The sequence below is a fragment of the Roseobacter sp. HKCCA2468 genome, assembly GCF_037805105.1.
Classification (GTDB): Bacteria; Pseudomonadota; Alphaproteobacteria; order Rhodobacterales; family Rhodobacteraceae; genus M30B80.
The window spans coordinates 1,069,491-1,084,560 of record NZ_JBBLYN010000001.1 but is presented as its reverse complement, the minus strand read 5'-3'; the positions used below and the strand labels follow the sequence as shown (position 1 = coordinate 1,084,560).

Annotated in this window: 16 protein-coding genes; 12 read left to right on the top strand and 4 right to left on the bottom strand. The window is 56.7% G+C overall.

Annotated elements, in window-relative coordinates; translation table 11 throughout:
* Positions 1–11: 11 nt before the first annotated feature.
* Positions 12–1,793 carry an IlvD/Edd family dehydratase gene (locus AAC620_RS05435; protein ID WP_340243238.1) on the bottom strand — a complete coding sequence of 594 codons (1,782 nt, stop codon included), beginning with the start codon at positions 1,791–1,793 and terminating at the stop codon, positions 12–14.
* 123 nt (positions 1,794–1,916) lie between these two features.
* On the opposite strand from AAC620_RS05435, the gene AAC620_RS05430 reads away from it, so the two are divergent.
* The 5 genes from AAC620_RS05430 to AAC620_RS05410 are packed head-to-tail and all read left to right on the top strand — an operon-like array spanning position 1,917 to position 4,995.
* Entirely contained in the window at positions 1,917–2,444 is a 528-nt protein-coding gene (locus AAC620_RS05430; RefSeq protein ID WP_340243237.1) for a hypothetical protein, read from the top strand.
* A complete protein-coding gene (locus AAC620_RS05425) occupies positions 2,444–3,169 on the top strand; it encodes an AzlC family ABC transporter permease (RefSeq protein WP_340243235.1) in 726 nt (241 codons plus the stop codon). Before AAC620_RS05430 ends, AAC620_RS05425 begins: the two co-directional genes overlap by 1 nt.
* Positions 3,166–3,495: an AzlD domain-containing protein gene (locus AAC620_RS05420; protein ID WP_340243233.1), complete on the top strand. Its 330-nt coding sequence runs from the start codon at positions 3,166–3,168 to the stop codon at positions 3,493–3,495. The genes AAC620_RS05425 and AAC620_RS05420 overlap by 4 nt, the downstream gene beginning before the upstream one ends.
* 15 nt (positions 3,496–3,510) lie before the next feature.
* Complete coding sequence (locus AAC620_RS05415) at positions 3,511–4,215, top strand: RraA family protein (RefSeq protein WP_340243232.1); 705 nt, start codon at positions 3,511–3,513, stop codon at positions 4,213–4,215.
* Between the two features lie 15 nt (positions 4,216–4,230).
* Entirely contained in the window at positions 4,231–4,995 is a 765-nt protein-coding gene (locus AAC620_RS05410) for an SDR family NAD(P)-dependent oxidoreductase (protein WP_340243231.1), read from the top strand.
* An 18-nt stretch (positions 4,996–5,013) separates the two neighbouring features.
* Here the strand turns inward: AAC620_RS05410 and AAC620_RS05405 are convergent, their stop codons facing one another.
* From AAC620_RS05405 to AAC620_RS05395, 3 genes are read right to left on the bottom strand one after another with little or no spacing between them, the layout of a single operon-like run.
* Positions 5,014–5,904: a phytanoyl-CoA dioxygenase family protein gene (locus AAC620_RS05405; protein ID WP_340243230.1), complete on the bottom strand. Its 891-nt coding sequence runs from the start codon at positions 5,902–5,904 to the stop codon at positions 5,014–5,016.
* Between the two features lie 26 nt (positions 5,905–5,930).
* Positions 5,931–6,854: an NAD(P)-dependent oxidoreductase gene (locus tag AAC620_RS05400; RefSeq protein ID WP_317656120.1), complete on the bottom strand. Its 924-nt coding sequence runs from the start codon at positions 6,852–6,854 to the stop codon at positions 5,931–5,933.
* An 18-nt stretch (positions 6,855–6,872) separates the two neighbouring features.
* Positions 6,873–7,634, bottom strand: coding sequence for an SDR family oxidoreductase (locus tag AAC620_RS05395; protein ID WP_340243621.1), 762 nt, complete (start codon positions 7,632–7,634; stop codon positions 6,873–6,875).
* Positions 7,635–7,801: 167 nt separating this feature from the next.
* Here AAC620_RS05395 and AAC620_RS05390 point away from each other — a divergent pair, with 167 nt between their 5' ends.
* From AAC620_RS05390 to denD, 7 genes are read left to right on the top strand one after another with little or no spacing between them, the layout of a single operon-like run.
* Positions 7,802–8,842, top strand: a complete 1,041-nt coding sequence (locus AAC620_RS05390; RefSeq protein WP_340243228.1) for an L-idonate 5-dehydrogenase — start codon at positions 7,802–7,804, stop codon at positions 8,840–8,842.
* On the top strand, positions 8,836–9,438 hold the full coding sequence (locus AAC620_RS05385; RefSeq protein WP_317656118.1) for a LysE family translocator: 603 nt from the start codon (positions 8,836–8,838) through the stop codon (positions 9,436–9,438). Before AAC620_RS05390 ends, AAC620_RS05385 begins: the two co-directional genes overlap by 7 nt.
* The gene (locus AAC620_RS05380; RefSeq protein ID WP_340243226.1) at positions 9,435–10,625 is read left to right on the top strand and encodes a mandelate racemase/muconate lactonizing enzyme family protein; all 1,191 of its coding nucleotides are present in this window, start codon (positions 9,435–9,437) and stop codon (positions 10,623–10,625) included. Before AAC620_RS05385 ends, AAC620_RS05380 begins: the two co-directional genes overlap by 4 nt.
* 8 nt (positions 10,626–10,633) lie before the next feature.
* Positions 10,634–12,010, top strand: a complete 1,377-nt coding sequence (locus AAC620_RS05375) for an FAD-binding oxidoreductase (protein WP_340243224.1) — start codon at positions 10,634–10,636, stop codon at positions 12,008–12,010.
* A gap of 13 nt (positions 12,011–12,023) precedes the next feature.
* Positions 12,024–13,184, top strand: coding sequence for a fumarylacetoacetate hydrolase family protein (locus tag AAC620_RS05370; RefSeq protein ID WP_340243222.1), 1,161 nt, complete (start codon positions 12,024–12,026; stop codon positions 13,182–13,184).
* Entirely contained in the window at positions 13,127–14,101 is a 975-nt protein-coding gene (locus AAC620_RS05365) for a sugar kinase (protein ID WP_445322437.1), read from the top strand. Before AAC620_RS05370 ends, AAC620_RS05365 begins: the two co-directional genes overlap by 58 nt.
* Complete coding sequence (denD, locus tag AAC620_RS05360) at positions 14,101–15,066, top strand: D-erythronate dehydrogenase (RefSeq protein WP_340243220.1); 966 nt, start codon at positions 14,101–14,103, stop codon at positions 15,064–15,066. The genes AAC620_RS05365 and denD overlap by 1 nt, the downstream gene beginning before the upstream one ends.
* The last annotated feature ends 4 nt before the right edge of the window (positions 15,067–15,070 follow it).

Below are 15,070 nucleotides of genomic sequence, written 5' to 3'. Positions count from 1 at the left end.
CCGCGCGTGCCTTAGTGGTTATCACGCGGCAGATCGCGTCCGATTTTCTGATAGGCTGTCGCCAATTCCAAACAGCCACCATCAGCCAATTGCCCCACATGGGTGCGGTAAATTTCCTGCCATGGGGTTTGATGGCGCAGTTCTGGTGGGCTCCAAGCATCAATGCGGGCCTGCCATTCGGCATCGTCCACCAAAGCGTTCAAGGTCGAGCTGTTGAAATCCAGTCGCACCATGTCGCCCGTTTGAAGATAGGCAAGACCACCGCCAACAACACTTTCAGGTGAGGCGTTGAGGATCGAGGGGCTTTCGGATGTGCCAGATTGGCGGCCATCGCCCACTGTTGGCAGGTGGCTGATGCCTTGGCGGATGATGTGATCTGGTGGCTGCATATTCACCACCTCCGCCGAACCAGGATAGCCAACCGCACCAACCCCGCGAATAAACAAGATCGTGCGTTCATCAATATCAAGTGCGGGGTCATTCACGCGGTCATGGTAATCTTCAGGGCCTTCAAACACGACCGCCTTTGCCTCGAACACCCCTTCATTTCCAGGTTCCGAGAGAAAGCGCTCGCGGAAATCCGCAGAGATCACGGATGTTTTCATCAAGGCGCTGTCAAAGAGATTGCCTGACAAAACCTTAAACCCAGCATTCTTGCGCAGGGGTTTGTCGTAGGTGGTGATTACACTGTGATCGCGCGAGCTGTGACCATTTAGGTTTTCCCCCATGCTCTGGCCTGTTGCGGTCATTACATCTTCGTGGATGCGGCCCGCTTTGCGCAGCTCTGCCATGATCGCAGGCACGCCGCCCGCACGGAAGAAGCTTTCCCCCAAATACTCGCCCGCAGGCTGCATGTTCAGCATCAAGGGAACATCATAGCCGATCTTTTCCCAGTCGCGCACATTCAGCTCAACGCCGATATGACGGGCAACGGCCTGCAAATGTGGTGGGGCGTTGGTCGACCCGCCAATCGCAGCGTTGACGACTATGGCATTCTCAAAGGCCTTGCGTGTCATGATGTCTGAGGGTTTGAGGTCTTCATAAACCATCTGCACGATCCGCTTGCCCGTTTCATAGGCCATCGCCATCCGCTCGCGGAATGGGGCGGGAATTGCGGAATTGCCTGTGAGAGACATCCCCAAGGCTTCCGCCATCGCGTTCATGGTCGAGGCTGTGCCCATCGTATTGCAATGCCCCAAAGAGGGTGCAGAGGAGCAGACGCGCGACATGAATTCTTCGTAATCAATCTCGCCTGCAGCCAAAAGGCGGCGGCTTTCCCAGACAATCATGCCTGATCCTGCGCGCTTGCCATTCCACCAGCCATCTAACATCGGGCCGCCATTGAGCGCGATTGCTGGCAGGTCGACAGTTGCGGCCCCCATCAGCATGGCGGGCGTGGTCTTGTCACAGCCCGTGGTTAGCACAACCCCGTCAATCGGATAGCCGTGCAGAACCTCGACCAAAGACAAGTATTGCAGGTTTCGATCCAGCGCGGCGGTCGGGCGTTTTCCAGTCTCTTGGATTGGATGCACGGGGAATTCCATTGGCACACCGCCTGCCTCGCGGATGCCTTGCTTGATCCGTTCCATCAAAAACACGTGGATCTTGTTGCAAGGTGCCAAGTCCGAGCCCGTTTGCGCGATCCCGATGATGGGGCGTTCGCTTTGCAATTCTTCGCGGGTGAAGGTCGAGTTTTGGTAACGCTCGACATATAGCGCGGTCATGCCTGGGTTGTTAGGATTGTCGAACCACTCTTGCGAGCGGAAGCGTTTATTTGCACGGGTGTTGGACATTTTTTTCTCCCAATCCTCTCCCTGTCGATTTGGCGCCAAGCGGTGTGTCTCTTTGCACGCCCTCAAAGCAATCGCGATTTTGGTACACCATTTTCCATGGTTCTCTTGTGATAGAAAATTCAAATGGTATACCAAATGCAAGAGCAAAGCGATTTGAAGGTGGAAATCATTATGAAACCGATTGCTGTTTCCGCGATTGCTGTTGGAATTTGGCTGATTAGCCCCGTGCCAGTGGCCGCGCAAGATGCCCGCGAAACCCTTAACGCCTGCCTTTCCGAGCGAATCGAAACCGAAGCGCAGCTGTTGGATTGTGTCAGCGCGGCCATCGAACCATGCCTGTCCGAGCCTGATGATATGAACGCAGTTGCGGCCCTGTGTTTTCGCGAAGCGCGCAGCCAGTTGGATGCAGGGATCAGCGCGGGCATGAGCGATCTGCGCGCCAGTGCCTCCGATGAGATTTCAACTTTGGTCAGTATCGAATTGAAATACGATATTCTCAGCGGCCTTTTGCAATGTGATCGCATGGAGGAATTGGCCATGGCTCTGTCTGAATACGACGCCGAAGCCATACAGCGCCAAAAAGCGCAATGTCAGGCCACAACTTCGGGTCTTGCCTATGCACGGCTGACCCTGCGCGGCAGGGAGAATTAATGCGCGAGATCACCACAACGCGCGCAGCCTTCTTCAAGGGGTATTTCGACTGCGCGCCCTTTATTCTGATTGTCGTGCCGTATTCCATGCTCTTTGGCGTGGTGGCCCGTGATGCGGGGCTTGATCTGCTGCAAACGATGACAATGACCGTTTTGGTGATTGCGGGGGCATCACAGTTCACCGCGGTCGCCCTATTAAGCGACCAAGCGCCCGTGTTCATCGCACTTTTGGCCGCGCTTGTTGTGAATTTGCGGATGGCTATGTATTCGGCCGCCCTTGTGCCTTATGTGGGGCACGCCCGATTTTCGACCCGCGCGCTGATGGCCTATTTGATGGTAGATCAGGCCTTTGCGGTGGCTGTGCGCACCTATGAAGACCGCCCTGATATGCCGCCCGCCCATCGGGTCGCCTATTACTTTGGCTGCATGGCCCTGATTTGTCCGTTTTGGTATGGCTGCACGTTTTTGGGTGCGGTCATCGGTGAGGCCATTCCTGCCTCCTTATCTTTGGATTTTGCCGTGCCTGTATGCTTTATCGCCCTGACCGCGCCTTTGTTGCGGTCGGCCCCTCATGTATTTGCGGCCTTTGTCGCCGCCCTGATGGCCTTGGCCTTTGCATGGCTGCCATGGTCGCTGGGGTTGATCGTTGCGGCACTGTCGGGCCTGATTGCTGGCGCGCAGGCCGAGTTGTTCTTGCGCCGCCGCAAGGCCAAGGGGGCAGCATGATCGATACGGGCGATTTTTGGCTTTTGACGCTTTTGTTGGGGATTGGCACGTTCCTGATCCGCTTTTCCTTTCTGGGGATATTCGGGGGCCGCAGCCTGCCAGATTGGGCGCAGTTGCACCTGAAATATGTCGGTGTATCGGTCTTTCCTGCTTTGGTTGCGCCCTTGGTTATGTGGCCCGAGGCCACGGGGGGGCAGATTGATCCTATCCGCATCGTGGCCGCTTTGGCGGCTTTCCTGATCGGTCTGCGCTTTGGCGTTATCTGGTCGATATGTGCGGGCATGGGCACGCTTTATGCGTTGCAAGTCCTGTTGCCTAATTTGTGAGAAAGAGAGACCACCATGATCCACGAGCCGCCGATTTTGACCATCCGAGAAAACTTCCCCCGTCCCACAGCGGCGCAGGTCGCGGCCTTTGAAGGTATCCCAACGGGCTATGTTTGTGATGCGATGGAGGGGCAGGGCGCGATGGAAAGCCTTATCCGTCCACTTTTTGCAGCCACAGGGGATCGCAGTCTTTACACCACGGTTGGCGTGGCCTTGGTGGCCGAAAATGGCCCCGCAGAAATCCTCGCTACGATGGGCGCGCTTCATATTCTCCAAAAGGGCGACATCGTGGTGGCTGCAATGAATGGGGGTAAGAATTGCTCGGCCTCTGGGGATCGGTTCTGTGGCATGCTGAAGAACAAAGGGGCCGCAGGCTTTGTCACAGATGGTGAGATGCGCGATTATGAGGGAATTCTAGAAACGCGCCTGCCTGTATTTTGCACGGGGCTGAGCCCCAATTCGCCTTATTCCAATGGCCCCGCTCGCGTGGGCTTTGGGGCGGTTGTCGGGGGGCGGCAGGTTCACAGCGGCGACATTATTGTGGCGGATATCAACGGCGTTGTGGTCGTGCCTTTCTCGCGGATTGACGAGGTGATCGCCACCATAGGCGAGATCAGCGCAGCAGAAGATGCGCTTGATGAAAAAGTGCGCAATGGGTTTTGCGAGATGCCTGCCATTGCCGCGATGATCGCGGATGGTCGTGCGAAGATAGTGGATTAAGGGAAGGGACAAGACATGACAAAAGCAGAAAGCAAAATCGACCTCAGCGGTTTGTGCGCGGTGGTGACAGGCGGGGCCCAAGGGATTGGCTATGCGGTGGCCGCGCGCCTTTTACGCTCAGGCGCATCTGTGGCGCTTTGGGACATCAATGCCGATTTGAACGACAAGGCAGTGGCACAGCTTTCCAGCCTTGGGTCAGTGCAGGCCTTTGGCTGTAACGTCAGCGATTATGCATCGGTTGAAGCGGCCGCACAGGCGACCGAGGCCGCATTGGGCCGTATCGACATTCTGGTCAACAGCGCGGGCATTGCTGGGGCAAACGCGGTGGTTGAGGATTACAGCAATGACGAGTTCCGCCGCGTGGTCGAAATCAATTTGCTTGGCACCTATTTCACCAACAAGGCAGTGATCGCAGGGATGAAGGCGCGCAATTTTGGCCGCATCGTCAATATCGCCTCTATTGCGGGCAAAGAGGGCAACCCCAATGCTAGCGCCTATAGCGCCTCAAAGGCGGGGGTGATTGGCTTTACCAAATCCTTGGGCAAGGAATGTGCAGGCCACGATATTGCGGTGAATTGCGTCACACCCGCGGCCGCGCGCACGGCGATTTTTGACCAGATGACGGAAGAGCATATCAATTACATGCTCTCAAAAATTCCGCGCAATCGCTTCCTTGAGGTGGATGAGGCTGCCGCCATGATTGCATGGCTTGTCAGCCCCGAAAATTCCTTCACCACCGCATCAGTGTTTGATCTGTCGGGGGGACGCGCGACCTATTAAAGGGCGAACGCCTTAAGGTTAGCGAAAGGCGCTTTTGGCGCCTGCGCTTTCTTGCGTTTTGAAAATTGAGCTATTGTCAGGCGCAGGCGGTAAAGGCATGCGCACAGGCACTGTTTCGAGGCGCGGTGTGAGGCAGGCCTTGCCCGTGATGATGCGCTCCTGCAAATCCTCCCAAAAGCGCCGCTGCCCCAATTCGTGGATATAGGACGCAGCGCCAAGGATCGGCCATGCGTCTGCTTTGGCGATTTCATAGAATAGAATATAGCGCGGTCTATCGCTGACATTCGGGGCCGATCCGTGCAGAATGCGGGCGTGATGCACCGTCATTGATCCCGCTTTCCCTGTCAAAGTCACGATCTTGTCGCGCTCAAACAGCGGATCATCGGGATTGATCGCCCCTGCAAAAACCCCGTTCATGCTGTGATCCAAAATTGGCCCGCGATGGGTTTCAGGGATCACCATCAACGGGCCATTGGCCGCGTCCACATCTTCAAGCATGAGGCCAAAGGCCAGAAGGTCATCATTCGTATGTGGATAAAAAGCCCAATCTTGGTGCCATTCCACCGCCGCCCCACCGCCTGGTGCCTTGGTGTTGAGCTTTGAGGTGATGATGGCCGTATCGGGGCCAAGCAGGCTCGCCAATACCTCGGTCATGCGCGAATTGCGCAGCACCTCCCAGAAATAGGGATGCTGCTTATGCGGGATCTTGATCCGCGTCAGACGCGGGGTATTTGGCCCGTGGCCCTTATCAAGATCATAGACCGCGTTGCTTTCGCGCACATCGCGTGACGCTTCGATGAACTGCGCGGTCAAGCGGCGCAGTTCATCCAATTGGGAGGGGCTGACCGCATCCTCCACCATCAGATAGCCATTTTTGTGGTAGGATGCGATCTCGTCTTTGGACAGCATGATAAGCCCCCCTTTTGATACAGGCGTTACTTTTTGCCTTTGGCCACTTCTGCGGCCAAATCCATTCCGTTTAAGTTGCCAATGTGATCGGACAGCATCGGGACAAAATCCCCGCCTTTTCCGATGGCTTCGGCATGGGTGAAATAATGCCGCGCGGCAGAGGCCATGACATTCATCACGCCTGCATCCGTTGCCATCGCATTCACATAGCGGATGTCCTTCGACAGGTTCGCAATCGAGAATTTATGTGCATTCTCGTCCCTGTCGCAGACATATTGCATGAACGTGCCAAAAAATCCCGACCCAAGGCGACTGGGCGCGATGACTTCGCGAAACGCATGGGGCGAGATGCCAACGGCCGCGCCCAAAACAGTCGCCTCGGAATAGAGCGCCGAATAGGCCGCGCCCAAGAAATTCATCAAGAGCTTCATCTTATGGCCTGTGCCCACCTCGCCGATGCGCGTGATGGTGCCAGCCCAGCAATCAATAACGGGATGCACTTGATCAAACAGCGCTGCATCGCAGCCCACCATCGCGTCAAGCATCCCTTCCTCGGCCTCTTTGGGCGTGCGGCCCAACGGGGCATCGACCATATGCGCGCCAACCTCTGCCAGCTTTTCTGCCATGGCCAATGTTGAGGTTGGATCAGCGGTGGTCGTGTCGATCACAATTAAACCTTTGCGTGCGCCAGCGATGATGCCACTTTCGCCCGTGATCACCGCTTCGACTTGGGGCGAGTTGGACAGGCAGAGATGGATGATATCGCATTTTGCGGCCATGTCTTGGGGCGATGCGGCCTCTTTCGCACCCATGCTGAGCAAGCTTTCGACAGGCGCGCGGTTGCGGTTGCCCAAGATCCACAGCTCATACCCGCCCTTTAGGATGTTTTTCGCCATCCCATGGCCCATGAAACCTACGCCGATAAAACCTATAACGGGTTTTTGTGTCATAATATGGATCTCCCTTTCCTATAGGCTTGCGGTGATGCCGCCATCAACAAAGAGCGTGTGGCCGTTCACGAAGCTGGACGCCTCCGCAGATAAAAACACGCAAGCGCCCACCAATTCATCGACCTCCCCCCAACGGCCTGCAGGGGTGCGCTTTTCAAGCCATGCGGAGAATTCAGGGTCAGCGACAAGCGCCGCGTTGAGGGGGGTGTTAAAATAGCCAGGGGCAATGGCATTGCAGTTCAGCCCGTATTTTGCCCAATCGGTCGCCATACCTTTGGTGAGGTTCGCAACCGCACCCTTAGACGCCGTGTAGGGGGCGATAGAGGGGCGGGCGAGGGCGGTTTGCACGCTTGCAATATTGATGATGCGGCCTTTGCCGCGTGCGATCATGTGGCGTGCCACGGCTTGGGCAACGTAAAAAACTGAATTCACATTGGTGCGCATCAAACGGTCGAACGCATCGGCGGGAAAATCCTCAAGCGGTGCGCGATGCTGCATGCCTGCGTTATTCACCAAAATATCAATCGCGCCTGTGTCGGCCTCGAATGTATCAATCGCTTGGCGCGCTGCGGTGGCATCGGTGACATCAAAGGCCAATGTCAAAACATCTGCGCCAGTCGCGCGCAGCTTTTCGGCTGCTTCTTCAAGGCGCTCTGCATTGCGGGCATTGAGCACCACCTGCGCCCCTGCCGCGCTGAGGCCCTTGGCCAAGGCAAATCCAATCCCCATTGAGGAACCTGTAATCATGGCGCGCCGCCCGCTTAGGTCAAACAGCTTCATCATTTCTCCTTCGGGTTTTGGCGTCATGGTTTTGGTGGAATTGGCCGTCCCAAACGCCACCCGCGCCCTTGACATTTCCCGCTGATCCCGCGTTCTATGCGCAAATGGTATACCATTTTTAAGTCGGTGCAAGAGAAAGCCTGACGGCCACAAACGGGGAGGGTGTTTTGGCACAAGCGCTATTCGTGCATGGCTCTGGCGATCTGCGCCTTGGCCCCTGTGAAACGGCCAATCCCGCGGCGGGCGAGGTGCAAGTTGCGCTGCGCCGCGGCGGGATTTGCGGGTCTGATTTGCACTATTTCAACCATGGCGGCTTTGGCACAGTGCGCCTGCGCGAGCCGATGATTTTGGGTCATGAGGTGGCGGGCGAGATCACGGAAATTGGGTCAGATGTAACGGGCTTGGCGGTTGGGGATTTGGTTGCCATTTCCCCCTCGCGCCCCTGTTTCACTTGTGTTGAATGCAAGCGCGGATTGCCCAATCAATGCCTGAATATGCGGTTTTACGGATCAGCTATGCCGTTTCCCCATATCCAAGGTGCGTTTCGCGAGTTGATCACGGCGCGCGCGGAAAACTGTATCAAAGCCGATGGTTTGAGTGCGGCTGAGGCTGCAATGGCCGAACCTTTGGCCGTTGCGCTGCACGCAACCCGCCGCGCAGGGAACCTTGTGGGGCAGCGCGTTTTGGTGACGGGCTGCGGCCCGATTGGCGTGTTGGCGATTATGGCCGCGCGCCGCGCGGGTGCAGGCGAAATCATTGCCACAGATATCAGCGACACGATGCTGGACTATGCGCGCAAGGCGGGGGCAGATACCTGCCTGAACACCGCGCGCGACCCAGAGGCGCTAAGCCCCTATGCCGAAGGCAAAGGCACGGTTGATGTGCTGTTCGAATGTTCGGGCGCGCAAGTGGCGCTTGTTTCTGCGCTGCCCACAATCCGCCCCCAAGGCCGCCTTGTGCAATTGGGAATGTCTGGGGATATGCAGCTTCCTGTGATGCAGATCACCGCGCGCGAATTGCAGCTGATGGGCTCCTTCCGCTTCCATGAAGAATTCGCAATGGCCGTGCGGATGATGCAAAACGGGCTGATCGACACGCGGCCCCTCATTACGCATAGCTTTGCATGGGTGGAATTTGCGGCGGCTTTTGCGATGGCCAATGACCGCACACAGGCCATGAAAGTGCAATTGGAGTTTGGCCCGTGCTGACCTTTGCGCTTGCTGTCATCTTGCTCATCATCACGCCTGGGCCTGGTGTTCTTAGCACCGCGGGCTTTGGCGCGGCTTATGGGTTCAAGCCCTCGCTGCGCTATGTTTTGGGCCTGTTTATCGGCACGAATTTGGTGATGTTGGCGGTCGTGTCTGGATTGGCGGCGGTGGTTTTGTCGGTGCCATGGTTGCGCGTGGTGCTGATGGGGGCCTCGGTGGCCTATCTGCTCTATCTTGCGGCGAAGATTGGTTTTGCGGGCGCAAAAATCGCGTTTATCGAGGCGGCTGCCCCGCCGGGCATCTTGGGGGGTATCTTGCTGCAAGCGATCAACCCAAAGGCCTATGCCGTCAACACATCGTTGATGACGGGTTTTGGATTTGCGCCCGATAATTTGGTCTTTGAGATCACCATGAAAATCCTGATTGCCAACGCAATTTGGATCCCGATCCATCTGGCGTGGCTTTGGGCAGGGGTGACGCTGCATCGCCTTGATCTGCCGTCTCGCACGCAGCGGATCATCAATATTTTCATGGCATTGGCCATGCTTGGCGTTGTTGGTTTGGCGCTATGGTCAAGTTTCGGAGGTCAGGGATGAAAATCACCAAATTAGAAACCATTCGCGTTGCAGAGCGGCCCAACTTGTTGTGGCTGCATGTGCATACGGATGAAGGTGTGACGGGCCTTGGCGAGACATTTTTTGGGGCAGGCGCGGTAGAAGCCTATATTCATGATACCCTTGCCCCTTTGGTCATTGGCGAAGATCCGTTGCGCATTGAATATCTCGCGCGCAAATTGGAAGGGTATCTGGGCTGGCGCTCGACTGGGGCAGAGGCGCGGGGCAATTCTGCCTTTGATATTGCGCTTTGGGATTTGTGGGGGAAGGCCACAGCGCAACCCGTGGCGCAGCTTTTGGGCGGGTTCACGCGTGACAGTATCCGCACCTATAATACCTGCGCGGGCAATGACTATATCAAAAAAGACGAAGGGCAAAACACGCGCAATTTTGGTTTGGGCGCGGGCGATCAATATGATGATCTGAATGCTTTTTTGCATCGCGCTGATGAATTGGCCCACTCCCTTTTGGAGGAGGGGATAACCGCAATGAAAATATGGCCCTTTGATGCGGCAGCCGAAGCCAATGAAGGGGCGCATATTTCTGCGGCGGAATTAAAATCCGCGCTTTTGCCTTTTGAGAAAATCCGCAATGCCGTGGGCGATCAGATGGATATTATGGTTGAATTCCACTCACTGTGGCAATTGACGCCTGCGATCCGTATCGCGCGTGCGCTTCAACCTTATCAAACATATTGGCATGAAGATCCAATCCGCATGGATAATTTTGCGGCTCTTGCCCGCTATGCCAAGGAAAGCCCCGTACCCGTTTGTGCCTCTGAGACATTAAACGGGATTGGCGCCTTTCGTGACCTCTTAGCCGCGCAGGCGGCGGGAATTGTGATGCTGGATTTGTCATGGTGTGGGGGGTTGACCGCGGCGCGCAAAATCGCCGCGATGGCAGAGGCGGAAAAACTGCCCGTGGCCCCGCATGATTGCACGGGGCCCGTGGTCTTGGCTGCCTCAACGCATTTGTCGCTTTCGGCCCCAAATGCCCTGATCCAAGAGAGCGTGCGCGCCTTTTATAAAGGATGGTATGCCGATATCGTCACGGGTTTGCCTGAGGTGAAAGACGGTCATATTTCCGTCAGCCGTGCCGCGGGCTTGGGCATGGAATTGATCCCTGATCTTGACCGCGCTTTCACCACTGCGCGGCGTGTGTCGCAATGAGGGATGAGATGGCGGATCATTCACAGACCATTGTTGCATTGTGCGATTTGTTGGGCGATCGCTTGGTCACGAGTGCGGCTGATTTGACCCTGCATGGCCAAAACGAGACATATTATCCCAATACGCCGCCCGATGCGGTCGCCTATCCTGAGACGACCGAGGAAGTATCGCAAATCCTCAAAATTTGCCATGCGCAGGGATGCCCTGTGGTGGCTTATGGCGCGGCCTCGTCCCTTGAGGGTCAGCATCTTGCCGTTGCAGGGGGGATCAGCTTGGATATGTCGCGCATGGCGCGCGTGCTGTCCTTGGATGCCGAAGATCTGAAGGTGACTGTGCAGCCTGGCATTACGCGCAAAGCCCTGAACGAGGAATTGCGCGCAACGGGGTTGTTTTTCTCGGTCGATCCCGGCGCAGATGCGTCAGTCGGGGGGATGGCCGCCACCCGCGCCTCTGGCACAACCGCGGTGCGCTACGGAACGATGCGCGAGAACGTCCTTGCCCTTGAGGCCGTGATGGCCGATGGCACGATTATCCGCGCAGGATCAGGGGCGCGCAAATCTTCGACTGGCTATGACCTTGCCCATCTGTTGATTGGCTCGGAAGGCACGCTGGGCATTATCACGGAATTGACCTTGAAATTGCACGGCGTCCCCGAGGCAATCGCGGCCGCAACCTGCCGTTTTCCAAGCGTTGAGGATGCGGTCAATTGTGTGATCTTAACGATCCAGTCGGGCATCCCCATGGCGCGGATTGAATTGGTGGATGAGATGATGGTGCGCGGCTTTAACGCCTATGCAAAATCAGACTTCCCCGAAATCCCGCATTTATTTTTGGAATTTCACGGCACCGATGCGGGCGTCAAGGAGCAGATGGAGGCCTTCTCGGATATCGCGGGGGAGTTTGGCGCAGATGGGTTTGAGACAGCCACCACCACCGAAGCGCGCAATGCCCTTTGGGCGATCCGCCATAATTCCCATTATGCCAGTGCGGCCTTAGGGCAGGGCGGCCATATCTGGCCCACGGATGTGTGCGTGCCGATCTCAAAACTGGCAGAGGCCGTGTTGCAGGCGCAACGCGATGCAAACTCCATGGGGCTGACCGCAACGATTGTTGGCCATGTTGGCGATGGAAATTTCCACGCTGGTCTTAGTGTTGATCCCAATGATCCTGATGAAATGGAGCGGGCTGAAAAATTCACCACGGCCTTGGCTGAAACTGCGCTGCGCTTGGGGGGCACTGTTTCGGGCGAGCATGGGATTGGCCTTGGTAAGGTCAAATTCATGAATGCCGAACATGGCGCAGCGGTGGCTTATATGCGGGCGATTAAAACCGCATTTGACCCCAAGAATATCCTTAATCCAAACAAGATGTTTCCAGCGCAATAGGAAAGGGCAAAGCATGATTTCCGTAAAAGATTTTGATCCAAAAGGAATTTATGTGGGCCGCGTCTGGCGTCCTGATCTTGGGCCTGCGCTTGTGCGGCTTGAGGGGGGGGGTGTGGTTGATATCACAAGCCGTGCCTGCCCCACCATGCATGACCTTCTTGAAGGCGATCATCCTGCGGAAACTGCCCGTGCTGCCAAGGGCGAGGTGATCTGCGGTCTTGACGATCTGGTCGCAAGCAGCCTTGCTGCCGCGCAAACCGGTGATGCCAATGCCTTGCGCCTTTTGGCCCCGCCTGATTTGCAGGCGATCAAAGCCTCTGGCGTGACCTTCGCCGAAAGCATGGTTGAGCGGGTGATAGAGGAACAGGCGGCAGGCAATGCAGATTTGGCTGACGGGATCCGCGCCCGTGTAAAGGCGGTGATTGGCGACAGTTTGTCGGGTATTAAGCCCGGATCAGACGCAGCGATGAAGGTGAAAACGGTTCTTCAAGATGAGGGGCTTTGGTCGCAATATCTAGAGGTCGGCATTGGCCCTGACGCCGAAGTTTTCACCAAATCCCAACCCATGGGGTCGGTGGGTTATGGTGCCCTTGTGGGGCTGCACCCGATGTCCAGTTGGAACAACCCTGAGCCTGAGATTGTTTTGGCGATCAATTCCAAGGGTGCGATTGTTGGGGCCACGCTTGGCAACGATGTCAATCTGCGCGATGTCGAAGGGCGCTCTGCGCTTCTCTTGGGGAAGGCCAAGGACAATAATGCTTCCTGTTCAATCGGCCCCTTCCTGCGCCTGTTTGATGACAGCTTTAGCCTTGATGATATCCGAACGGCGGAGCTGTCCATGCGGGTTGAGGGCACGGATGGGTTCGTTCTGGAAGGGCATTCTTCCATGACCAAGATCAGCCGCGACCCTGCTGATATCGTGGCCCAGACCATTGGGCGGCATCACCAATATCCTGACGGGTTTTTCCTGTTCTTGGGCACGATGTTTGCCCCTGTCAAAGATCGTGACGCGGCAGGCCAGGGCTTTACTCATCACGGGGATGATGTGGTGACGATCACCGAAGCGCGGCTGGGGTCTTTGCAAAACACGGTGCGGCTGTCGACCGAATGCCCTGAATGGTGCTTTGGCACGGCGGCCTTGATGCGCAATTTGGCACAGCGCGGATTGATTTAATGGGGTCGTCCTTCATCTCTTTGGGGGAATGTATGGTCGAGCTGTCCGATCAGGGCGGCGGCCTCTATCGGCGTGGCTTTGCGGGGGATACATTCAACACCGCATGGTATGCGCGCCGCATTTTGCCGCCCACATGGTCGGTCGCCTATGGCAGTTGCATCGGGGCAGATGCGGCCTCGGGCGAGATGCAGGCCTTTATGGCCGCAGGTGGCATTGACACGGATGCGCTGCGCGTGATCCCCGAGCGCACAGTGGGGCTATATATGATCAGCCTTGATCAGGGCGAACGCAGCTTTTCTTATTGGCGCAGTCAATCTGCTGCGCGCTGCCTAGCCGATGATCCCGCATGGCTTCATGCCACTCTGGCGGGGCGCGATGTGATCTATTTCTCGGGCATCACCCTCGCAATTCTTTCGCCTGAGGGACGCGCGTCCCTATGTGCCGCTTTAGCGCGGGCGCGCTCAGAAGGGGCCTTGATCGCCTTTGACACGAACCTTCGCCCCCGTTTGTGGGAGGACCACGCGACCATGCAAGCGGGCATGATGGCGGGCGCGGCCGTGGCCGATATTATTTTGCCATCATTCGATGAAGAGCAAATCCTGTTCGAGGGCGCGACAGCCACAGATACGATTGCCCGCTATCGCAAGGTAGGGGCGCATATCATCGCGCTCAAAGATGGCGCAGGGGATGTGCAATTGTGGGATGACGCAGGCGGGGTGCGTGTTTTGCCCTGTCAGCCCGTTGACCATGTGGTCGACAGCACCGCCGCAGGTGACAGTTTTGGCGCGGCTTTCGTGGCCCATGTGGCGCAAGGTCGAGCCCTAGAGGAGGCGGCATTGGCCGCGATGCAGCTTGCGGGTCAGGTGATCCAATATCGCGGGGCCTTGGTGCCACAGATTTTTGAGGGAGAAACGTAATGCATATTCTGATTATTGGCGGCGGCGGTGTCGTTGGGCAAAAATTGGCCCGATCCTTGGCCGCGCGCGGGCAGTTGCGGGGGAAAGCGATCCGCAAGATCACCTTGGCCGATATTGTCGACCCCGCCATGGTCGAGGCCCCGTTTGACGTGGAGTGCGTGGCCTGTGATATCAGCAACCCTGCCTCGGTCGCGGCCACGCTAGGGGCGGATGTGGATGTGATCTATCTGCTTGCTGCCATTGTCTCTGCCCATGCAGAAGAAGATTTTGACGCAGGGCTGTCGATCAATTTGATGGGCACGCTGAACGTGTTACAGCGCGCGCGCGAATTGCAGACGAAACCAGTGGTGGTCTTTACATCGTCCATCGCGGTTTACGGCGGCGAGGTGCCAGACCCGATTTTGGATCATAGTTTCCTCAACCCCCAAACCTCATACGGGGCGCAAAAAGCCATGGGGGAATTGTTGGTCAATGATTTCAGCCGCAAAGGCTATATTGATGGGCGCGGCTTCCGTTTGCCCACCATATCGGTGCGGCCTGGCAAACCCAATCGCGCCGCGTCTAGCTTCATGTCATCGATTTTGCGCGAGCCGCTCAATGGGCAAGAGGCAATTTGCCCGGTCAGCGATGATTTCCCGCATTTCTATCTGTCACCGCGCAAATGTGTCGAAAACCTTATTCGCGGGGCTGAGATTGAGGCCGCTGAATTGGGCCAAAACCGCTGCATGATGATGCCAGGCAAGATGTGGACAATCCGCCAGATGATTGACGCGATGACGGCTGTCGCGGGGCCTGAGCCTGCCAAGCTGATCCGTTTTGAGGCGCAGCCCGCCATCCAAGAGATCGTCAAAGGGTGGCGGTTTGATTTGCGCCCTGAAAAGGCGCTCAAACTGGGCCTCACAGCCGATGAAAGTTTCGAGGATAATATTCGCTATTATCTCGAAGACGATAAGCCCGCTGCCTAAGGCC